The organism is Bdellovibrio sp. HCB-162, assembly GCF_047344985.1.
Classification (GTDB): Bacteria; Bdellovibrionota; Bdellovibrionia; order Bdellovibrionales; family Bdellovibrionaceae; genus Bdellovibrio.
Genome location: NZ_CP178861.1, coordinates 3,795,602 through 3,811,936, shown reverse-complemented (window position 1 = coordinate 3,811,936; position 16,335 = coordinate 3,795,602). Strand labels below are relative to the sequence as shown.

Sequence of the window (16,335 nt, the reverse complement as noted above, 5' to 3'; positions counted from 1 at the left end):
CCCCTCTATAAGTTCGTTCTAGGCCCCTAACAAATGCCTGTCAAAGATTTTGCAGTGAGGCATTGTTATGAAATCACTGTTACGTTTAATGCAAAACCACTGTTCGTGCTGTCTGAATTGCGGATCTTTCATGATCTCAGAGAGTCTTCTTTGCAAACCGTGTGAAGAGCGACTGAAATTTCTGGAGCAACAAGAGCCGCGGCAAGCTCCGCCATTCACGGTGAGGTCGCACTATTACTGGTATCCCGGTCAGAGTGATCTACTTTCGGAATTGGTGTTGGCTTTAAAAGGTTCCGGACATCAGAGGGCGTGGGAGCACTACGCTCAAAAATTCACAAAGAAACTTTCAAGTTCATTACACCATCGACGGATCTGTGTGATTCCGGCTCCGGCAAAGAAAATAAATCAAGTCGATCACGCCTATCTTTGGGGAAAGGCCTTGGCGGATTCACTGGGGGCGGGTTTTTTGCCTTGTCTTGAAAAGGTCTCCTCAGGTTCGCAGCGGGGAGCAGGCCGGGGAGAAAGGGCCTTGGTGGAGATGGAGGCCCATGTAAAAACTTCATCGGGTGTGGACTTCTCGACGGAAACGCTCTGGATTTTTGCAGATGATGTCTTAACTACGGGGGCTACAGCGAGGGCCGCACATCTAGCGCTTGGGAGTCCTGCTCACTTTGAAGTTTGGGTGCTGGCCCAAAGGGGCCTCTCTTGCGGAGCGTCCAAGGATCTGCTATAAAACCCAAATGTTTAAAAAAATCAGTGTCTTGTTTTTCGTATTGTCGTTTTCAGTGGGCCTTATGGCGGCTGTTGCTGGAAACGGAACACTTCAAAAAGTAACAAAAAAATATCGCGCTTCCAAACTTGTGGAAATGTCTGTGGTTAAGACCGTGAAGTCGGAACTTCTTGGCAAAGAAACAAAGTATGACGGCAAAATCTATCTTGCGAATGGAAAGTTCCGTTGGGAAAACACGACTCCGGAAAAAACACTTTTGGTTTTCGATGGAACAACGATTTGGAGTGAACAAACTCCGCCGAAAGAATTTGGTGGTCCTGTTCAAGTCGCTAAAGGAAAAGTTGATAAGAAAAATCGCTCACAGGTTTTGATCTCTTCATTGTTGGGCGCAGATCTTGAGAAAAACTTTAAGATCGTGAAAGAAGAAAAAGCGGGCGATCTTGTGAAGATGGATGTGACGCCCCTTTACGATGATCTCACGGTGAAGTCTTTGCAAGTCACAATTGATCCTAAAGACAGCACAATGAAAGAGATCTCGTACAAAGACGATATCGGCAATCTCACAACGATGAGTTTTTCCGATGTGAAGTTTCAGAAAAAAGAAAAAAAGAATTTATTTAAATACCAACCTCCCAAAGGCGCACAGGTGACTGATCTATGAAACAAGAGACAAACCAAAACAACAAAGTTCATTTTATCTCTCTTGGCTGTCCTAAAAACTTAGTCGACAGTGAGATCATGGCCGGTACTTTGATGAAAGACGGCTACCAAGTTGTGGGTGAAGCGGCGGAAGCGGACACTGTAATCGTCAACACTTGCGGTTTCATCGAAGACTCTAAAAAAGAATCCATCCAACGTATCTTGGATATGAGTGACCTTAAACAAGAAGGCAAAATCAAAAAAGTGGTTGTAGCGGGTTGCCTTACTCAGCGTTACAAGGACGAACTTGTAGAAGGTTTGCCAGAAGCTGACCTTTTTGTCGGTTCAGGTGAGTTCCAAAATATCGCCAAGATTTTGAAAAACTCAGATGCTGGCGACAAGAAAAAAACGTTCTTCAATTTGCCGACATACTTGCAGGAAGAAGAGACTCCGCGCGTGAACTCTCAACCGGGTCACCGCGCCTATTTGAAAATCTCTGAAGGTTGCATGAAGCGTTGTGCATTCTGTGCGATTCCTTTGATCCGTGGAAATCTTCAATCTCGCTCTATCGACGCGATCGTGGCAGAAGCTCGTCTTCTTGTGGCCGGTGGCGTGAAAGAGTTGATCATTATTTCTCACGACTTTACTGACTACGGTTGGGATATCCGTCGTAAAGATCCAACTCGCAAAGAAAGTCCGGTTGAGTTGTTGAAGGCTTTGGATCAAGTTGAAGGCCTTCAGTGGATTCGTTTGATGTACTTGTATCCAGATGGAATCACTCCAGAGATGGTTCAAGTGATCAAGAACAGCAAAAAAATCGTGAAATATTTCGATATGCCTTTGCAACACATCAACGATGCTGTTCTTAAGAGCATGAACCGCAAGATGACTCGCGATGAAATCGAAACAGCTTTGATGAACATTCGCGAATACATCCCTGAGGCTGTGATTCGCACACAATTCATCGTTGGTTTCCCTGGTGAAACTCAAGAACAGTTTGAAGAGCTTCTTCAGTTCGTGGCTGATCAGCAGTTCGACCGTGTCGGTTGCTTTAAGTATTCTCCTGAAGAGAACACTCCAGGCGGCCGCATGGAAAATCAAGTTGATGAAGAAACAAAACAATACCGCCACGATGCTTTGATGGAAGTTCAACAAAACATTTCTCGTGAAAAGCACCGCGACTTCGTTGGTAAAACTATCGAAGTGATCGTCGAAGGTTTCAGCGAAGAAACAGACTTGTTATTGCAAGGTCGTTTCTGGGGCCAAGCTCCAGATATCGATGGCGTTGTTTTGATCAATGACGGTCAAGCGCAAGTCGGTGACATGGTGAAAGTCCACGTCACAGACAGCTTGGAATACGATCTTGTTGGCGAAATCGTTGTCGAGAACTAAAAAGTGCAAGTTTCGGATTCGTGTTCGAACTTGCCAATCCATTGAGAATTTTTAGCGTTTCTTAATACTGTGGTGGCTCTTCTAAAGGCCACCGCATTTTTTTTGTCGAACTTGCACGCGTTTTTAAAAGCCAATAGTGCCAATTCATACTTTCTAATTTCAAAGGAAGAAGTCGCAAGCCCCAACCAGGAGCGCGCCGCTTTGGGATCAGCCTCTGTGCCGGCTTTATAAACTTTCATCGCGTCGACATAACTCTTTTGTTCTTCGAGAACCTTCCCGTAGTGGTATTGCGCAAGCTCCGATTTGGGGAAGTCGATAGACGCCTTTTTAAGCGCTTTTAAAGCCTTCTCGTCTTCACCCATGCCTTTGTAGCAAACGCCCAAATAAACGTAAGGGTCGGCGATTTTAGGGTCTTTCTGAATGGCATCCTTACACATCTGGATTGCAGGTTCATAAGTGCCATCCAAAGTGTTGATCTCGCACAGTTTGCGCAAGTAGATCGGGCGTGGTCCGATACTATCGATCATGTCTTGGTAAAGAATGCGAAGTTCATACAAGTTAGGTGGTTCGCGATCTTCATAAAGAGCAATCAAACCGTCATAAGCAGGCTCGTATTTGTTATTAAGCTCAACGGCTTTTTTATAAGACTCCATCGCGTCCTTGGTTTTTCTGGCAAGAACGTAGGCGTTACCCATTAAGCTGTAGGCTTCGTAATCTTTTTCATCTTTACCGATAAGCACATTCAAAGCGCGAATCATTTCATTGGGCTCTTTGCGTTTTTCGTGAGCCTTTGCAAGAAGGACCAAACCTTTGCGATCAATTTTATCCACGTGCTTCCACAAAAGTAGAGTGACCTTTTCGTACTCCTCTTTTTTGTAAAGTTCTTCGGCAAGTTCTCCAATAAGACCGACATTCTTAGGGCTGCTGCGAATTTCTTTTTTAAGACGTTCAATTTTTTCGTCCGCTGTTTCTGAGTGGCTAACGACCGGAGCTGTCACGGGTTCCGCAGATACCGCCGGTGTTGCAGCGGGAGAAGCCGTCGCTGTCGGAGTCACTGAGGGTGCCGGTGATGGTTTTGCCGTCGCAGCTGGAGCTTGAGTCTTTTTAGCGGCCGGTTTTGTGTCTTTTTTTGGAAGGTCTTTAAGATCTTCTTCGAAGAGAGAGAACTCGTCCTTGGCCTGTCCCGAAGTCTGGGCGGAAGCCGTCCCAACGACCAATAATGAGACAAAAGACAAGAACAGAGTAAATAAGGAACGATTGAAATTCAGTCCATTCATCATGTGTTGTATTATGACCTAAATGCTCTCGCGAGTGAAGAAATCTCAATTTACAGCTAGACTAGAAAATAATCAGGGACAGGCTCTTATCGAGTACATCCTGATGCTGGTTATTACGGTCTCTTTGATTCTTGCATTGATGAATCAAATCTTTAAGCCGTTCGGAGAATTCGTAAATAATTACATGGGAAAATACGTGGGTTGTCTTCTTGAATACGGAGAGCTGCCCTCTTTTGGTTCTGAAACTCCCTCCACTGTTGACGAAGATTCTGAGTGTGAAAAGAAATTCCAAAAAGGCTCGATGACCGCAGGACGTCCTCCCATCAACAATGGCGGAAAAGGTTCGTCAGGCGACGGTAAAGATTCTTCAAAAAATGGCGGCAATTCCAGTTCTGACAGTTCTTCCAGTGGCGGCTCTTCCAGCAGTTATGCGGGCTCGGCTTCGCGCGGAGGAGGTCGTTACATAGCGAGCAGACGTCGTGCTTCTCGTGGAATGGAAACCAGCGACAGCGCCGGTGGCGGCAAAGTTGTAGAAATCGCGCTGGAGAACGGTGGTGGCGGTAGCTTCTTTCGCAGTAGCAATGGCGGAAATCGTGTCGTGCAAATGCAAAAGCGTCGCGCTGTGGCCATTACCGGACTCACCGAAGCTGAAAGAAAAAAGTTAGAGAAAAAAGCAGAGGGAACAGCGCACATTATGTCCGCGGGCGAGGGTTTAGAAACGCCTCCTAAAAAAATTGCAGTCAAACCCCCTGAAAAAAAGGTTCAAATCGAAGACGCTCCGCCTCTGACTATTGGAAATTTTATACGTTATTTATTCATCGCCGGGATCGTGATCGCGCTTGTGATTTTCATTGGCGGTCAAGCGCTGCAAATGTCCAAAAGTGGCGAGAAATAATCTGTGCATTGCGTTTAGAAATTCTTCATAGAAATTCTTAAGTTGTCTGTTATCGCTTTAATTCCTTGAAACACATCCGTCTTTAATGGATACAGCCTCATCGACATTGATGGGGGATGGTTCGTGCTAGAGAATGTGGTTGAAATCAATCGCAAGAAAACATTTACGTTGCAGGAAGCACGTCTTCTTTTGCCCATCATCTATCGCATGACGGAAGAGTCCAGCCGCGAAGTCAAAGTTCACTTGAACAGAATCGAGGCTTTCTCGGACAAGTCTCATCCATCCGTGGCTATTATCGAAGAACAAATCAATGCCATTATTGATCGTTGGCAAGTGAAGGTCCAAAAGTTGGGGGCCGAGCCTAAAGGCCTTTGGATGGCCGACTTTGATAATGCCGAAGGATATTATTGCTGGAAGTTTCCAGAAACAGAAATTAATCACTGGCATGGCTACCAAGACGGCTTTTCTGGGCGTATATTGGTTGAATGAGAATCGCCTTAGCACAAATCAATCCGACCTTAGCTGATTTTGAATTTAACAAAGAAAAAATTCTGGAGTTCATCCATCTTGCACAACAACGCAAGTGCGAGCTTGTTGTTTTTCCTGAATGCGCGCTTTTTGGTTATCATCCCTTTGATCTTTTGGAGCGTTCGAAACTTGTTGCGAAACAAGAAGCGGAACTCAAGGCTCTCATTAAAAAAATTCCTAAAGATATCGGCGTTATTTTTGGTCTTATCACAAAGAATCCAAAAAAAATGGGTCGTCCTTACTACAACAGCGCTGTCTTTGTAGCTAAGGGACAAAAGCCTCGCTTCTTCCACAAACAACTTTTGCCGACGGGTGACGTGTTTGATGAAGCGCGCTTTATTGAGCCCGGTGATTTTTCTAAAAATTATTTTTCGTGGAAGGGGAAAAAGTTTTTCCTTACTATCTGTGAAGATATCTGGGCTTGGCCGGATGCCAAAGGGCATTCTCCTTACAGCGAAAATCCATTGGCAAAAGTGAAACGACAAAAGATTGATATGGTGATCAACCTCAGCGCGTCTCCTTACTTTGTCGGTAAGATGAAGCAACGCGAATATGTCGTTGGAAAAACGGCAGCGTATTTCAAAGCACCGATGATGTACGTGAATATTGTGGGCGCTCAAGACGAAATCATCTTTGATGGCGGAAGTTTTGTTGTCGATAAAAAAGGGAAGAAAGTTTTAACCTGCCAACAGTTTGAAGAAGATATCAATGTGATCGACCTTGAAACTCTCGAGGTTTGGAATAAAACGGCGAAACTTGAAACGGTGGAAGAACTTCGTCGGGCCCTTGTTTTAGGTATCCGCGATTTCTGCAAAAAAACCGGCCTTCAGAAAATTCATTTAGGTCTTAGCGGAGGCATTGATTCTGCGGTGGTGGCAGCTTTGGCTGTTGATGCGTTGGGGCCTTCACAAGTTGTGACCCTAGGGCTTCCTGGGCCTTACAACGCTCCACAAAGTTTGACGCTGGCGAAAGACCTGGCAAAAAACTTGGGGGTGGAATTCAAAATTGTTGAGATGAAATCCATGTATGAAAACGTGGTGACGGCTCTTGAAAAAGGCATTGACCTTTCAGGTTTCGGAATTGTTCACGAAAATCTGCAAGCGCGTCTTCGTGGAATTACTTTGATGGCTTATTCCAACAAAGAAAACAGCCTGCTTCTTACGACAAGCAATAAAAGCGAATATGCTGCAGGCTATTCGACGTTGTACGGAGATATGTGCGGAGGTTTAGCTCCTCTTGGGGACCTCACTAAAGAACAAGTTTATGCTTTAGCAAAATACTACAACCAACAAGGTGAAGTGATTCCACAAGAGATCATTGACCGTGCACCGTCAGCGGAACTTCGTCCGGATCAAAAAGATGAAGACACGCTCCCTCCATATGTGAAGTTGGATAAGTCCGTTCAGCATTTGGTGGAAGAATCGGGCGCGGCGAAAACAGAAACGGATAAATGGTTATTACCAGTGCTTATGCGAACAGAGTTTAAGCGTTGGCAAGCACCACCGATTTTAAAAGTATCGAAGCATTCGTTTGGACGTGGACGTCGTTATCCGATCGCTCACAAAGCGAAAGAATAAAAAATCGACTGCACCGAATGTCCGAAATTCAAATTGGATTATCAATCCATCAAAATTTAAGAAGATCTGATTTTGTGATGATCATTGCAAAATAAAGAAAGCGGCACTAGGACCGCTTTCTTATGGATGAGAGTTTTCCTCTGCGAAGGAGACTCTTATGAAAAGAACCACACAACATGATTCTTTTCGGCAGTTTAAGGAATTTCTTAAACTACTTCTGCTGATTTTATTTTTATTAATCAGTTCATGTAGTTAGAGAACCCATAAATCCCCATAAGGCTTAAGGCGCAAAAACAGACAAGTATCGGCTAGCGGGTGAGCTGAGCTTAAAACTCTGGAAATCATCAAGGACGAGGCGGTCCTAGTGCCACTAGTAGACAAATTCTTTGGTAAGTGATTTATTTCGTCCATGGAAAAGCTAGAGAAAAAGCCCTTTGCCGATGCTTTGCAGGGATCACGTATTCAGCTCGTGATAAGTAGCCCCAAATATACGCAGCAGGTTTTCGATTATATCCAACGTGATCATAACTTGGGCGGGGTAAATTATTCTTGGGTAGAATCCTTAGAAGACGTCGCCAAACATATTACAACTACTCCCGAAGAAAACTTCCAAGAAATTAATTATCTCATCTTAAAAGAGAATATCGCTATTGGCTCTATTCATATTCACACGATTTCTTACTCAGACCACAAGGCAGAGGTTGGTTATGGTATTGAAAAAGGAGAGGAAGGAAAGGGATTTGTCAGCGAAGCTCTTCAGTTGGTTTTGTCTGAAATGAAACGTTTGGGTTTCAACAAAGCTGTAATTAACTGTGATAGGGAAAACAGTCGCTCAATCAGCGTTGCTAAAAGAAATGGTTTTTCTTATGAAGGACTTTTACTTCAAGACTGTATAGAAAACGGTCGATTTCGGGATTCGATGATCTTCGGTAAGCTTCTACGTTAGTTATTTGTATAAAAACTAGATTCAAAAAAAGCCTGCCGAAAATCGCGCAGGCTTTTTATTTTTTCGAAACTAAACAAGGCTTCCGAAAAGATCCATTTGTTTTGGTTGTCTGACGATTTGTGGGAAACGAAGTTCTGGTTTTCCTGTCAATGCAACAAGGTTTGCTACTTGTGGAGGTTGGCCTCCGATAGAAATTCTTTTCATCATCTGGAAGAACAAGTGACCGCAGTAAGAAGCATCTTCTTCAGCTCTGTGGAAATCTGTTGTTGGAATTTTCAAATGCTGAACTAGAGTTCCTAGTTTGTAGTTTGGAAGACCCGGGAATACTTTTCTTGCGATAGGAAGAGTATCGAGGATCAAACCTTTAGGGGCGCTTGTTTCATACTTTTTGATATCAGCAGTAAGAAATTGCGCATCGAAAGGAGCATTGTGAGCGACAAGTACGTCATCGCCGCAGAACTCTGCCAATGAAGGAAGAAGGCTTTCAATAAGCGGCTTACCCTTCACCATTTCATCAGAGATACCATTGACCGCAGAAGCGCCTGGTGGAATCGGACGTTGTGGATCTACGAGGGTTGCGAAGATCGCTTCAGGTTGACCGTCGATGAAGCGCACGGCTCCAATTTCAACGATTTGATCTACTCCGGGAACAGTACCAGTGGTCTCTAAGTCAAAAGCTATGAATCTCATGAAAATATTGATACAAAATGGGAAGGGGTGTTTCAACTAAAGAGTGCCCTTTTGAAGGAGTTCCCTAGCGTGAATGCGACTAAGTCTGGAAAATATATCAACTTTTTACCAGAGCATCCCCATGTCATAGTGAGTCAAAAAGACCATAGCATTCTAGATGTGGCTTTGCGAGAGGGAATCGAGATCAACCATACCTGTGGCGGGAACGGGACTTGTGGCACTTGCCTTGTTCATGTCGTCGAAGGCCTAGAAAAACTAGGGCCCAGAAACGAAATCGAAGAAGAGATGGCCCAAGACCGTGGTTTTAAAGCGCACGAACGTCTGGCTTGCCAAAATGAGCCTGTTGATGGCCTCAGCGTAGAAATTAAAAACGACCTTACGGAGTGACGTAAAAAGGATTCGTGTAAATCCACGTGATCCATTTTTTAGCGTCAGGCAAAGGAAGCATGGGGCTGACTCGCACTTGCACGCGATAAGTTCCAGGCTGCGTGATCGGAAAAACAGTTTCAGGATCATTGATGCGCGCAACGATCTCGCCATTTTTAAAGATGATGATCTCAAAAAAATCTTTAGGCTTTGAAGGCAGACTTACTTTCAAAGACATATTCTTAGAAAGCTTCACAGTAGAACCCATGAGGTGCGACTTGTTTTCTTCCTCAAGGGTCGCCGTAAAACCTTTTGGATCACCCAACATATCGAGTGCCATATAGAAGTTTCCGTTTTTAAGCGCATTAAAAACTTTCACACGGTCGCTGTTAAAACTTCCCGTGAGTTCTGACTTAAGCAAAATATGATTGCTCATAAATTCAAAAGATCTTTTGTAACTCGGGAAACGAATAAAATAATTCGCAAGAGGAATCACGCGCGCAGAAGCTTCGGTTCCTGCATACACAACGATGCGACGATGTTGGCTGAGTTTATCCAACAATGCGATTTCGTCGGTGGGTTCTGTGTAAAGGCGAATGAAAGATAAACGCGGATTAAACGGATAAATCGCAAGACTCCAGATCGTTGAAATCTTCGACTCTTCCCAGGCGCGATTCACAAGGCTCTTCATATTGAGAAGTTCAAAGCCATCAAGGCCGGAAGGAATTTCTCCGTTCCAAGAATAACCAGCTTTGTAAGGATGTGTGAGAATAGTCAGAGTGTCTTTGCTTGCACCTGTTTTTTGCGAAAGAAGATCGGCAAGTTTCACTTGAGCGTCGCCAAGATTGTTTCCGATGCTTTCTTGATTGAGCGAATAATAAATCAGTCGTGAATCTAAATAGCTGTACTTGCCCGCGGAAAAGACCAAAAGATTTCCATGATAAGATTCAAATGTCGTTGGCATATTAAAGATGTTCAAATCCGTGAACATCAAAAAATCCAAATTCGCCAATTTTGCAGAAGTAATAACAAAGCTTGAAGTAGCCGAGCCGCTACTTAAATCGGTGTGAACGTTCATCACGCCCTTGTAGTCATTGAGAAGTCGTGAGTGCTCGCGTGTGATCTGCGGAGGAATGACTGAAACCTCGTACTGATTTATGTAAAATCCGTACAAGAAATAAGTGACTAGCAGAAATGAGATGACTCCAATGGCTTTCATGGTCGAGTGAATTCCAACAATACAAAATCAGGAGAGATCTTTTTGATCTCTTTCATTTGCCATTGTTGTTCGGAAATCCACTTTGGTAAACCATTTCTCTCGCGCTTCACCAAATAAAACTGTTTTCCATTGGGCATAGCTTCAGGAAGTGTGTCAAAGAAGTCGTAACGACTGATTCCTTGAAGTTTGAACGTCGGAACTTTGCTGAAATACCAAATGGATGACGCCATTTGATAAGAGCTTGCATAGAGCGGGTGGTATTCGTGAGCAATAGAGCTGATTTCTTGAAGTACGTAGGGTTCTTGAACTTTTTCACTTAAGTTACGAAGTGCAGGTGTGAAAAGTGTTGCGATCACGATAACAAAAATAAGTCCCCAGAAAGCGACATAGTATTTAAGCCACTTCTGTGTTCGAGAATAAAAAAGAGCCAAACCGATGACAGCCGGATACGCAATGATCGGCCAATTCGCTTCCACCAGGGCTCTAAACGATGTGTAAAGGAAAAATAGAAGAGGTCCCCAGCCGAAATAATACAACCAGCGCATGTTCCTAGGAACTTGGGCGCGAATCGCAGCCCAAAACACCAGTGGAAAAAGAATCAAGATCTGTCCCAAGACGTAAGAAATCGTCCACTCAGGATTGTAAGAGGTTTTCTCGAGCCCATGCTTTAACTGAAACTCAAAAGAAGCAAAACCATTCTGCGCATTCCACACGATCACAGGTGCTGAGAAAAGCAGTCCTGTGATGATTGTGAGAAGAACACCACTCCACTTAACGTCTTTCCATTTTTTCTCGACAAAAAGAAACACAAGAAGGCACGGAACAAAGAGAACAATATGATATTTCGAACAAAATCCTAAACCAAGAGCTGCACCCAACCCCAGATACGCGAGCAAAGATTTTTCTTCCAGAGCTTTTAAAGTCAAAAGAATCGCAAGTGACCAAAAGAACATCACAGGCAAATCAGGTGTCACAATCAAAGAACCAAAACCCAGAAGGGGAGAAAACAAAACCAGGTATGCCCATGTTTTGATTTTCGCAAAATCCACGCGATCTTTTAGAATCAAGTACCACACGGCCAACATACCATGACCTAAAATCACAGCAGGCCAACGAACCGCATTTGCAAAAGGCTCAAGGAAATGTCCGAGGGAAAATAACCACGCCACCATTGGTGGATGGTCAAAGTAACTCAGTTGCAGGCGCTGGGCCCAGACCCAGTAATAAGCTTCGTCGGCACTCAGTGGAATGAGTGCCGCAAGGATCATTTTAACGAGAAGGCTTAAGCCCCAGATGCGGCGGAAATCTTTCAAGCTTAGTAGCTCAACTTGATAGGTTTACCAAGGTCTCCCGGAATGCCGACTTCTTTTCCGTTCAGGATCAAGTTTACGGCGCCACCGTTAGAGAAATTAATTTTTAAACCACTCTTACTTTTGAAAGTATGAACTTGTTCCGCAGAAAGTTTGATTTTTTGCGGTTTACCCGTCGGAGAAGCGTATTCAATCTCCACTGTATCCAAAGCTTCCACGATCAACTCAACAGGTTTATTTGCTTCCTCTTTTGGAGTTGGCTTCGGTGTTGGTGTTGGCGATGGACTTGCAACTGGCGTTGCTGAAGGCGTTGGAGAAGGTGAAGGTGAAGGACTTGCCACAGGTGTTGGAGTTGGACTCGGTTTTGTAACCGGAGTCGGTGACGGAGTTGGAGTCGCAACTGGAGTGGCCGCCGTCATAGGTTTTGTCGGCGTCGGTGTTGGTGAAGGCAATGAAGCCGGTGCCGACGGTGTTGGAGCCGTTGTTAAATTTCCAAGAGGACTTGTGGCCTCTTTTTTATCCGTGGTTTCATTTTCAACCAAAGTCGGAGTTTCCTCTGTTACCGGAGTAGCACCTTCAATAGTTTGTGCCACTTCATTGCTTGGCACTTCGGCTTCTTTAGAATATTTGTCGATCATTTTCTTAGTGAAAAGAATCAAACCAACAAGAACCACACCGATCACTGCAATGATAATTGTTTTGCTGGATTTATTTTCACGCAAAGACTGCATTCCATCAGAAGAACTTGGCGGAGGTGTTGCCTTGCGAATTGGAGTGACAGTGGCTTCAGAAGTTTCTGCCTTCGCAGCGGGTGTAGCAGTGGATGCCGATGTGGAAGCTTGAGTCGACGTTGCTGTTGTTGCCGCAGCCTCTTCTTTTACCTCCGCTTTTTCACCGTCGTGAGGACGGATGTAAGGCTTCGGACGAGTCGAGCCCATCTCTTCGTAAAAGACCTCAAGAACTTTTTCGGAATCAAGATGAAGAAAGTTGGCGTAACTTTGCACAAAGCCACGCAAGAAAGTTTTTGCCGGAAGATGAGCATCGTCGCCTTCTTCGATGGCTTTTAAAACCTTGCTGTTAATTTTTAAAGAAAGACCAATTTCATGAAGAGAAAGGCCTTTTTCCTCGCGGGCTTTCTTTAAAATTTCACCAGTCTTTTTCATCAATGTCCCTTTCGAATCAAGCTGAGCATTCCTTTGGCTTTCTCGCGGTACTTTCCATCCGGATAGTACTTAATCAACTCTTCAAAGCGAGCCACCGATTTCGATTTCTCGCCAAGACGGTAGTAAGCCAAGGCACTGTAGTAGTGAGGTTCATCGTACAAATTCTTTTGGCAGAAACCGATCGCGCGATCCAAAGTTTCTGCCGCTCTAGAATAATCTTCAGTCTCAAAAAACGTGCGACCGAAGTACGTGCTGGAAATGCAATCATCAGGATTTTTGTTCAGCACTTTTGAAAAAGCATTGCGAGCAGCGACGTAATCTTTTTGGTTAAATTTCGCGAGCCCCAAGTTGATGTACGCTTTGTCGGGACTTGGATAAGTGAGATCATTTAAAACAACGCGCAATTCTTTTTCCGCTTCAGCGTATTTAGCTTCTTCGATCAAAACGCGCGAAAGATTGTTGCGAGCTTCCGTGTACTTTTCATCCATCGCAATCGCTTTACGAAGATGCTTCTCTGCAAGATCGTAGCGTTCACGGAAAAAGTAGACGAGGCCCAGGTTGTTTTGCGTGACCGGATTTTCTGAATCCAATTTTTCAGCTTCAAGAAGCTCACGAAGAGCGTAGGGATAGTTGCCACTTTCGAGTTGAGAAGTTCCCAAACGAAGGTGAAGGTCAGCTTTCTTTTTATCTTCTCCCCAAGTGGCACAGCCCGATAAAACGGCGCAGCTCAGCATGGAAAGTGTGCACAGTGCGAGAATCCATTTACGCATGTTAAAAAGGTATCATTTGAAGACTAAGAGTCAACCCTGAGCTCTGCAATAGTCTCAACATGGTCGGTTTGCGGGAACATCTCGAAGGCTTGAACCCGAGTGAGCTTCATTCGAGTGCCCAATTTCTGTGACCAAGCAAAGAACCAGTTAAGATCGCGAGCCAAAGAGACCGGATGGCAACTGATGTAGATGATCTTTTTTGGCTGAGCCGCTGCGAGTGTACGCATAATCAGCTCACTCGCTCCGGCACGAGGTGGATCGAGCAGGACCAGGTCCTGTTTTCCGATGGAAGCCCTGCGCATGTAGGTTTCCACGTCTGAAAGGAAATACTTCACACGCTGACCTTGAATGCGAGATTTTGCTCGTTCGACAAGTTTAGGGTTTAATTCAACACCCGTGATTTGAGCTTCGGGATATTTTTGAGCAAAAGGAAACGTGAAGTTTCCGGACCCAGCATAAAGATCGAATACCTGCTCGTACTTTTCCTCACCCGCCCACGATAAGGCTGTATGTACAAGGTCTTCATTTTGGAAACGATTGACCTGAGAAAAACCGATACCGTCGTCATCCTCGTTGATAAGGCCATAACGAACAGGACCTTCCTCCGAGATGTACATTTCAAGACGCTGAAGGTCCTTGGAGTTTTTCTCTTTCAACCACTCTTTCACTTCACCGAATTTATCTGTGAGCGCACTTTCCGTGATCGGGCAATCGTTAATCTCAACAATGTCGTGAGAGTTGCGCGCGAAAAATCCAAAACGGTTGTGCTTGAATTTTGGTTGAATGCGGTTGCGGTATCTTAAAACGCGCGGACTTTCTTGAATCGGAAGATATTCAAACTCAACGCCACGGTTGAATTTTTGAATGGTCTCAAGAACAAGTTTTTCTTTTTGTCGGCGTTGTTCATCTTCAGTGATGTGTTGCCAGTTGCAACCGCCACAGACGTTGGCGACAAGACAAGGCGGTTCACGACGAAATGGGCTGGGTTTTAAAACTTCGACGAGCTTGGCTTCGACGAAATTTTTTTTGACCAAAGTCACTTCGGCAAGAACCTCTTCATTGGGCGCTGCTTGAGGAACGAAGACGACCATGCCCTCGTGTCGAGCGACTCCAGCACCGCCAATGGCGAGTTTTTCAATATTCAATCTGATCTTTGAACCAAGAAGGGGAGCTTGCGCTCCCCCCTTGTTTGATTTTGCAGACATTTAAAATCGCAATTTCAGTTTAGAACTATACGTTGCAGATTTCTTGTTTTTCGAAGAACAAAGCAAGTTCGCGAGCTGCAGAAGCTGCAGAGTCAGAACCGTGAACTGCGTTCTCACCAACGTTGTCACCGAATTTAGCGCGGACTGTTCCAGCGTTAGCTTTTTTAGGATCAGTAGCACCCATGATTTCGCGGTTTTTCAAAACTGCGTTTTCACCTTGCAGGCACATCAAGCAAACTGGGCCTGAAGTCATGAAAGAAACAAGCTCACCGAAGAAAGGACGCTCTTTGTGTTCAGCGTAGAACTCTTCAGCTTTAGCTTTAGAAAGGATAGTGATTTTTGCAGCAGCGATTTTCAAACCGTTTGCTTCAAACATGCTGATGATATCGCCGATCGCGTTTTTCTTCATTGCGTTTGGCTTAATGATTGAGAATGTTTGTTCGATAGCCATGGTATCTCCTTGTTAATTACAATCTGTTTCTGAAACTTTAAAGAACGTGGGAGTTTTAACGAATTGAGTGACACATGTCCACTCTTGGTTTGTTCCATCTTGGTTAGGAACAACGATTTCCGTTTTTACCGCAAGATCGCGACCTGGAGCCGCTTTGGTGAAATCTTGGTACTTAACCGTGAACGGGAACTCAGGACCGCCCGCAAGACCCAAAGTGCTCTCCACACTTTCAAGCGTCATGATCACAATTTCATCCATTCTACCAGCCATTGCTGGGCTTGCCGCAAGCAGGGCAAAAACCAATAATTTCTTCATCTTAGATCTCCCGGAGGAGATTAAATAAAGGCTCGCGAGGTCGACTGTCAACGACTATTGCTGCTCTGGGCTATATATGCAAATTTTAGAAGCGAATTGTGACGCTTAAACCAAAGCCGTAACCGTCATTGTTAGGACAAGGACCTGTGTCCTTGCGGCACGTCTTAGGCGGCATGAAAACGTTAAAAGAGGCGCGATCGGTGTTGATGGCGTCCTGAATGGTGCCATTGATAGAGTCCATAATGCTTGCGGCCTTTGTTGCTTGAGAACGGTACTGAGATTCGTTCATGTCAAAAGATCCGCGATTAAAAACTAATCTCTTACCCACCGAAGACGCGATCTTTTTTGAAGTCTGTTGATTCGAGTTTGATTTTAAAAGGAAGGCCAACAACAAAGCATTTTCGCGGCGGAAATCCATATCGCCGAAGTCAGCTTGTCTGAAAATAGTAATGCTGGCTTTTTCCCGACGAGACATCACGCGGAAGTACTGATCACTGTAATGAGAGCGAGGATAAATAAACATTGTTCCTAGTTGGGGATTATTGATGGCCGTTAAGGAAACCTTCGAGCCTAAAGCAGGTGACGTTTCATTTGAATAATCGAATTCGCTCATAGGTACTGTGATAATAATCACCGCATAAGGATTACGACCGTCTTGTTCGCAGACTTGCGTGACCTTTGCCGTTGTCATACCTTGCACAGTTTTTTGCGCCATTTCACAGTGGGCATGATCGCGAGTGTCTACGGCGATAATGAGGCCGCGAGAATATTGGTTTTCTTCATCCGCAAGGGCTGTCAGAGAACCAAAAAAGAGTGCTGCTGTGATGATAAAGGCGAATGTCTTTGTCATATAGGAGGTTTT

General features: G+C 44.6%; 18 protein-coding genes. 8 read left to right on the top strand and 10 right to left on the bottom strand.

The window, feature by feature from the left end; translation table 11 throughout:
* Positions 1 to 67: 67 nt before the first annotated feature.
* Genes ACLSSO_RS18430 through rimO form a run of 3 tightly spaced genes read left to right on the top strand, consistent with a single transcriptional unit; the run spans position 68 to position 2,761 of the window.
* On the top strand, positions 68 to 733 hold the full coding sequence (locus ACLSSO_RS18430; protein ID WP_413943685.1) for a ComF family protein: 666 nt from the start codon (positions 68 to 70) through the stop codon (positions 731 to 733).
* 7 nt (positions 734 to 740) lie between these two features.
* Complete coding sequence (locus tag ACLSSO_RS18425; protein WP_295902394.1) at positions 741 to 1,391, top strand: LolA family protein; 651 nt, start codon at positions 741 to 743, stop codon at positions 1,389 to 1,391.
* Positions 1,388 to 2,761 carry a 30S ribosomal protein S12 methylthiotransferase RimO gene (rimO, locus tag ACLSSO_RS18420; protein WP_295902391.1) on the top strand — a complete coding sequence of 458 codons (1,374 nt, stop codon included), beginning with the start codon at positions 1,388 to 1,390 and terminating at the stop codon, positions 2,759 to 2,761. The genes ACLSSO_RS18425 and rimO overlap by 4 nt, the downstream gene beginning before the upstream one ends.
* Here rimO and ACLSSO_RS18415 read toward each other — a convergent pair.
* Positions 2,758 to 4,041, bottom strand: a complete 1,284-nt coding sequence (locus ACLSSO_RS18415) for a tetratricopeptide repeat protein (RefSeq protein ID WP_413943684.1) — start codon at positions 4,039 to 4,041, stop codon at positions 2,758 to 2,760. The two genes, rimO and ACLSSO_RS18415, sit on opposite strands and share 4 nt — an antisense overlap.
* 31 nt (positions 4,042 to 4,072) lie before the next feature.
* On the opposite strand from ACLSSO_RS18415, the gene ACLSSO_RS18410 reads away from it, so the two are divergent.
* The 4 genes from ACLSSO_RS18410 (at position 4,073) to ACLSSO_RS18395 (ending at position 7,984) form a co-directional block, all read left to right on the top strand.
* A complete protein-coding gene (locus tag ACLSSO_RS18410; protein WP_295902386.1) occupies positions 4,073 to 4,933 on the top strand; it encodes a hypothetical protein in 861 nt (286 codons plus the stop codon).
* 123 nt (positions 4,934 to 5,056) lie between these two features.
* Positions 5,057 to 5,422, top strand: a complete 366-nt coding sequence (locus ACLSSO_RS18405) for a DUF2203 domain-containing protein (RefSeq protein ID WP_295902381.1) — start codon at positions 5,057 to 5,059, stop codon at positions 5,420 to 5,422.
* Positions 5,419 to 7,038, top strand: a complete 1,620-nt coding sequence (locus ACLSSO_RS18400) for an NAD+ synthase (protein ID WP_413943683.1) — start codon at positions 5,419 to 5,421, stop codon at positions 7,036 to 7,038. The genes ACLSSO_RS18405 and ACLSSO_RS18400 overlap by 4 nt, the downstream gene beginning before the upstream one ends.
* A gap of 409 nt (positions 7,039 to 7,447) precedes the next feature.
* On the top strand, positions 7,448 to 7,984 hold the full coding sequence (locus ACLSSO_RS18395; RefSeq protein WP_295902379.1) for a GNAT family N-acetyltransferase: 537 nt from the start codon (positions 7,448 to 7,450) through the stop codon (positions 7,982 to 7,984).
* Positions 7,985 to 8,053: 69 nt separating this feature from the next.
* Here the strand turns inward: ACLSSO_RS18395 and ACLSSO_RS18390 are convergent, their stop codons facing one another.
* On the bottom strand, positions 8,054 to 8,674 hold the full coding sequence (locus tag ACLSSO_RS18390; protein WP_295902377.1) for a PolC-type DNA polymerase III: 621 nt from the start codon (positions 8,672 to 8,674) through the stop codon (positions 8,054 to 8,056).
* A gap of 69 nt (positions 8,675 to 8,743) precedes the next feature.
* Here ACLSSO_RS18390 and ACLSSO_RS18385 point away from each other — a divergent pair, with 69 nt between their 5' ends.
* Complete coding sequence (locus tag ACLSSO_RS18385) at positions 8,744 to 9,061, top strand: 2Fe-2S iron-sulfur cluster-binding protein (protein WP_413943682.1); 318 nt, start codon at positions 8,744 to 8,746, stop codon at positions 9,059 to 9,061.
* On the opposite strand, the gene ACLSSO_RS18380 is transcribed toward ACLSSO_RS18385, so the two are convergent.
* From ACLSSO_RS18380 to ACLSSO_RS18345, 8 genes are all read right to left on the bottom strand, one after another.
* On the bottom strand, positions 9,051 to 10,259 hold the full coding sequence (locus tag ACLSSO_RS18380; RefSeq protein WP_413943681.1) for a hypothetical protein: 1,209 nt from the start codon (positions 10,257 to 10,259) through the stop codon (positions 9,051 to 9,053). The two genes, ACLSSO_RS18385 and ACLSSO_RS18380, sit on opposite strands and share 11 nt — an antisense overlap.
* Entirely contained in the window at positions 10,256 to 11,572 is a 1,317-nt protein-coding gene (locus tag ACLSSO_RS18375) for an ArnT family glycosyltransferase (RefSeq protein ID WP_413943680.1), read from the bottom strand. Before ACLSSO_RS18375 ends, ACLSSO_RS18380 begins: the two co-directional genes overlap by 4 nt.
* Before the next feature lie 2 nt (positions 11,573 to 11,574).
* Positions 11,575 to 12,732 (bottom strand): helix-turn-helix domain-containing protein, encoded by a 1,158-nt coding sequence (locus ACLSSO_RS18370; RefSeq protein WP_413943679.1) that lies wholly within the window; start codon positions 12,730 to 12,732, stop codon positions 11,575 to 11,577.
* A complete protein-coding gene (locus ACLSSO_RS18365) occupies positions 12,732 to 13,502 on the bottom strand; it encodes a tetratricopeptide repeat protein (RefSeq protein ID WP_340593531.1) in 771 nt (256 codons plus the stop codon). Before ACLSSO_RS18365 ends, ACLSSO_RS18370 begins: the two co-directional genes overlap by 1 nt.
* 23 nt (positions 13,503 to 13,525) lie before the next feature.
* Positions 13,526 to 14,707 (bottom strand): class I SAM-dependent RNA methyltransferase, encoded by a 1,182-nt coding sequence (locus ACLSSO_RS18360; protein ID WP_413943678.1) that lies wholly within the window; start codon positions 14,705 to 14,707, stop codon positions 13,526 to 13,528.
* A gap of 25 nt (positions 14,708 to 14,732) precedes the next feature.
* Entirely contained in the window at positions 14,733 to 15,158 is a 426-nt protein-coding gene (gene ndk, locus ACLSSO_RS18355; protein ID WP_063242551.1) for a nucleoside-diphosphate kinase, read from the bottom strand.
* Between the two features lie 12 nt (positions 15,159 to 15,170).
* Entirely contained in the window at positions 15,171 to 15,473 is a 303-nt protein-coding gene (locus tag ACLSSO_RS18350; RefSeq protein WP_413943677.1) for a hypothetical protein, read from the bottom strand.
* An 85-nt stretch (positions 15,474 to 15,558) separates the two neighbouring features.
* A complete protein-coding gene (locus ACLSSO_RS18345; protein ID WP_413943676.1) occupies positions 15,559 to 16,323 on the bottom strand; it encodes a hypothetical protein in 765 nt (254 codons plus the stop codon).
* Between the last annotated feature and the right edge of the window lie 12 nt (positions 16,324 to 16,335).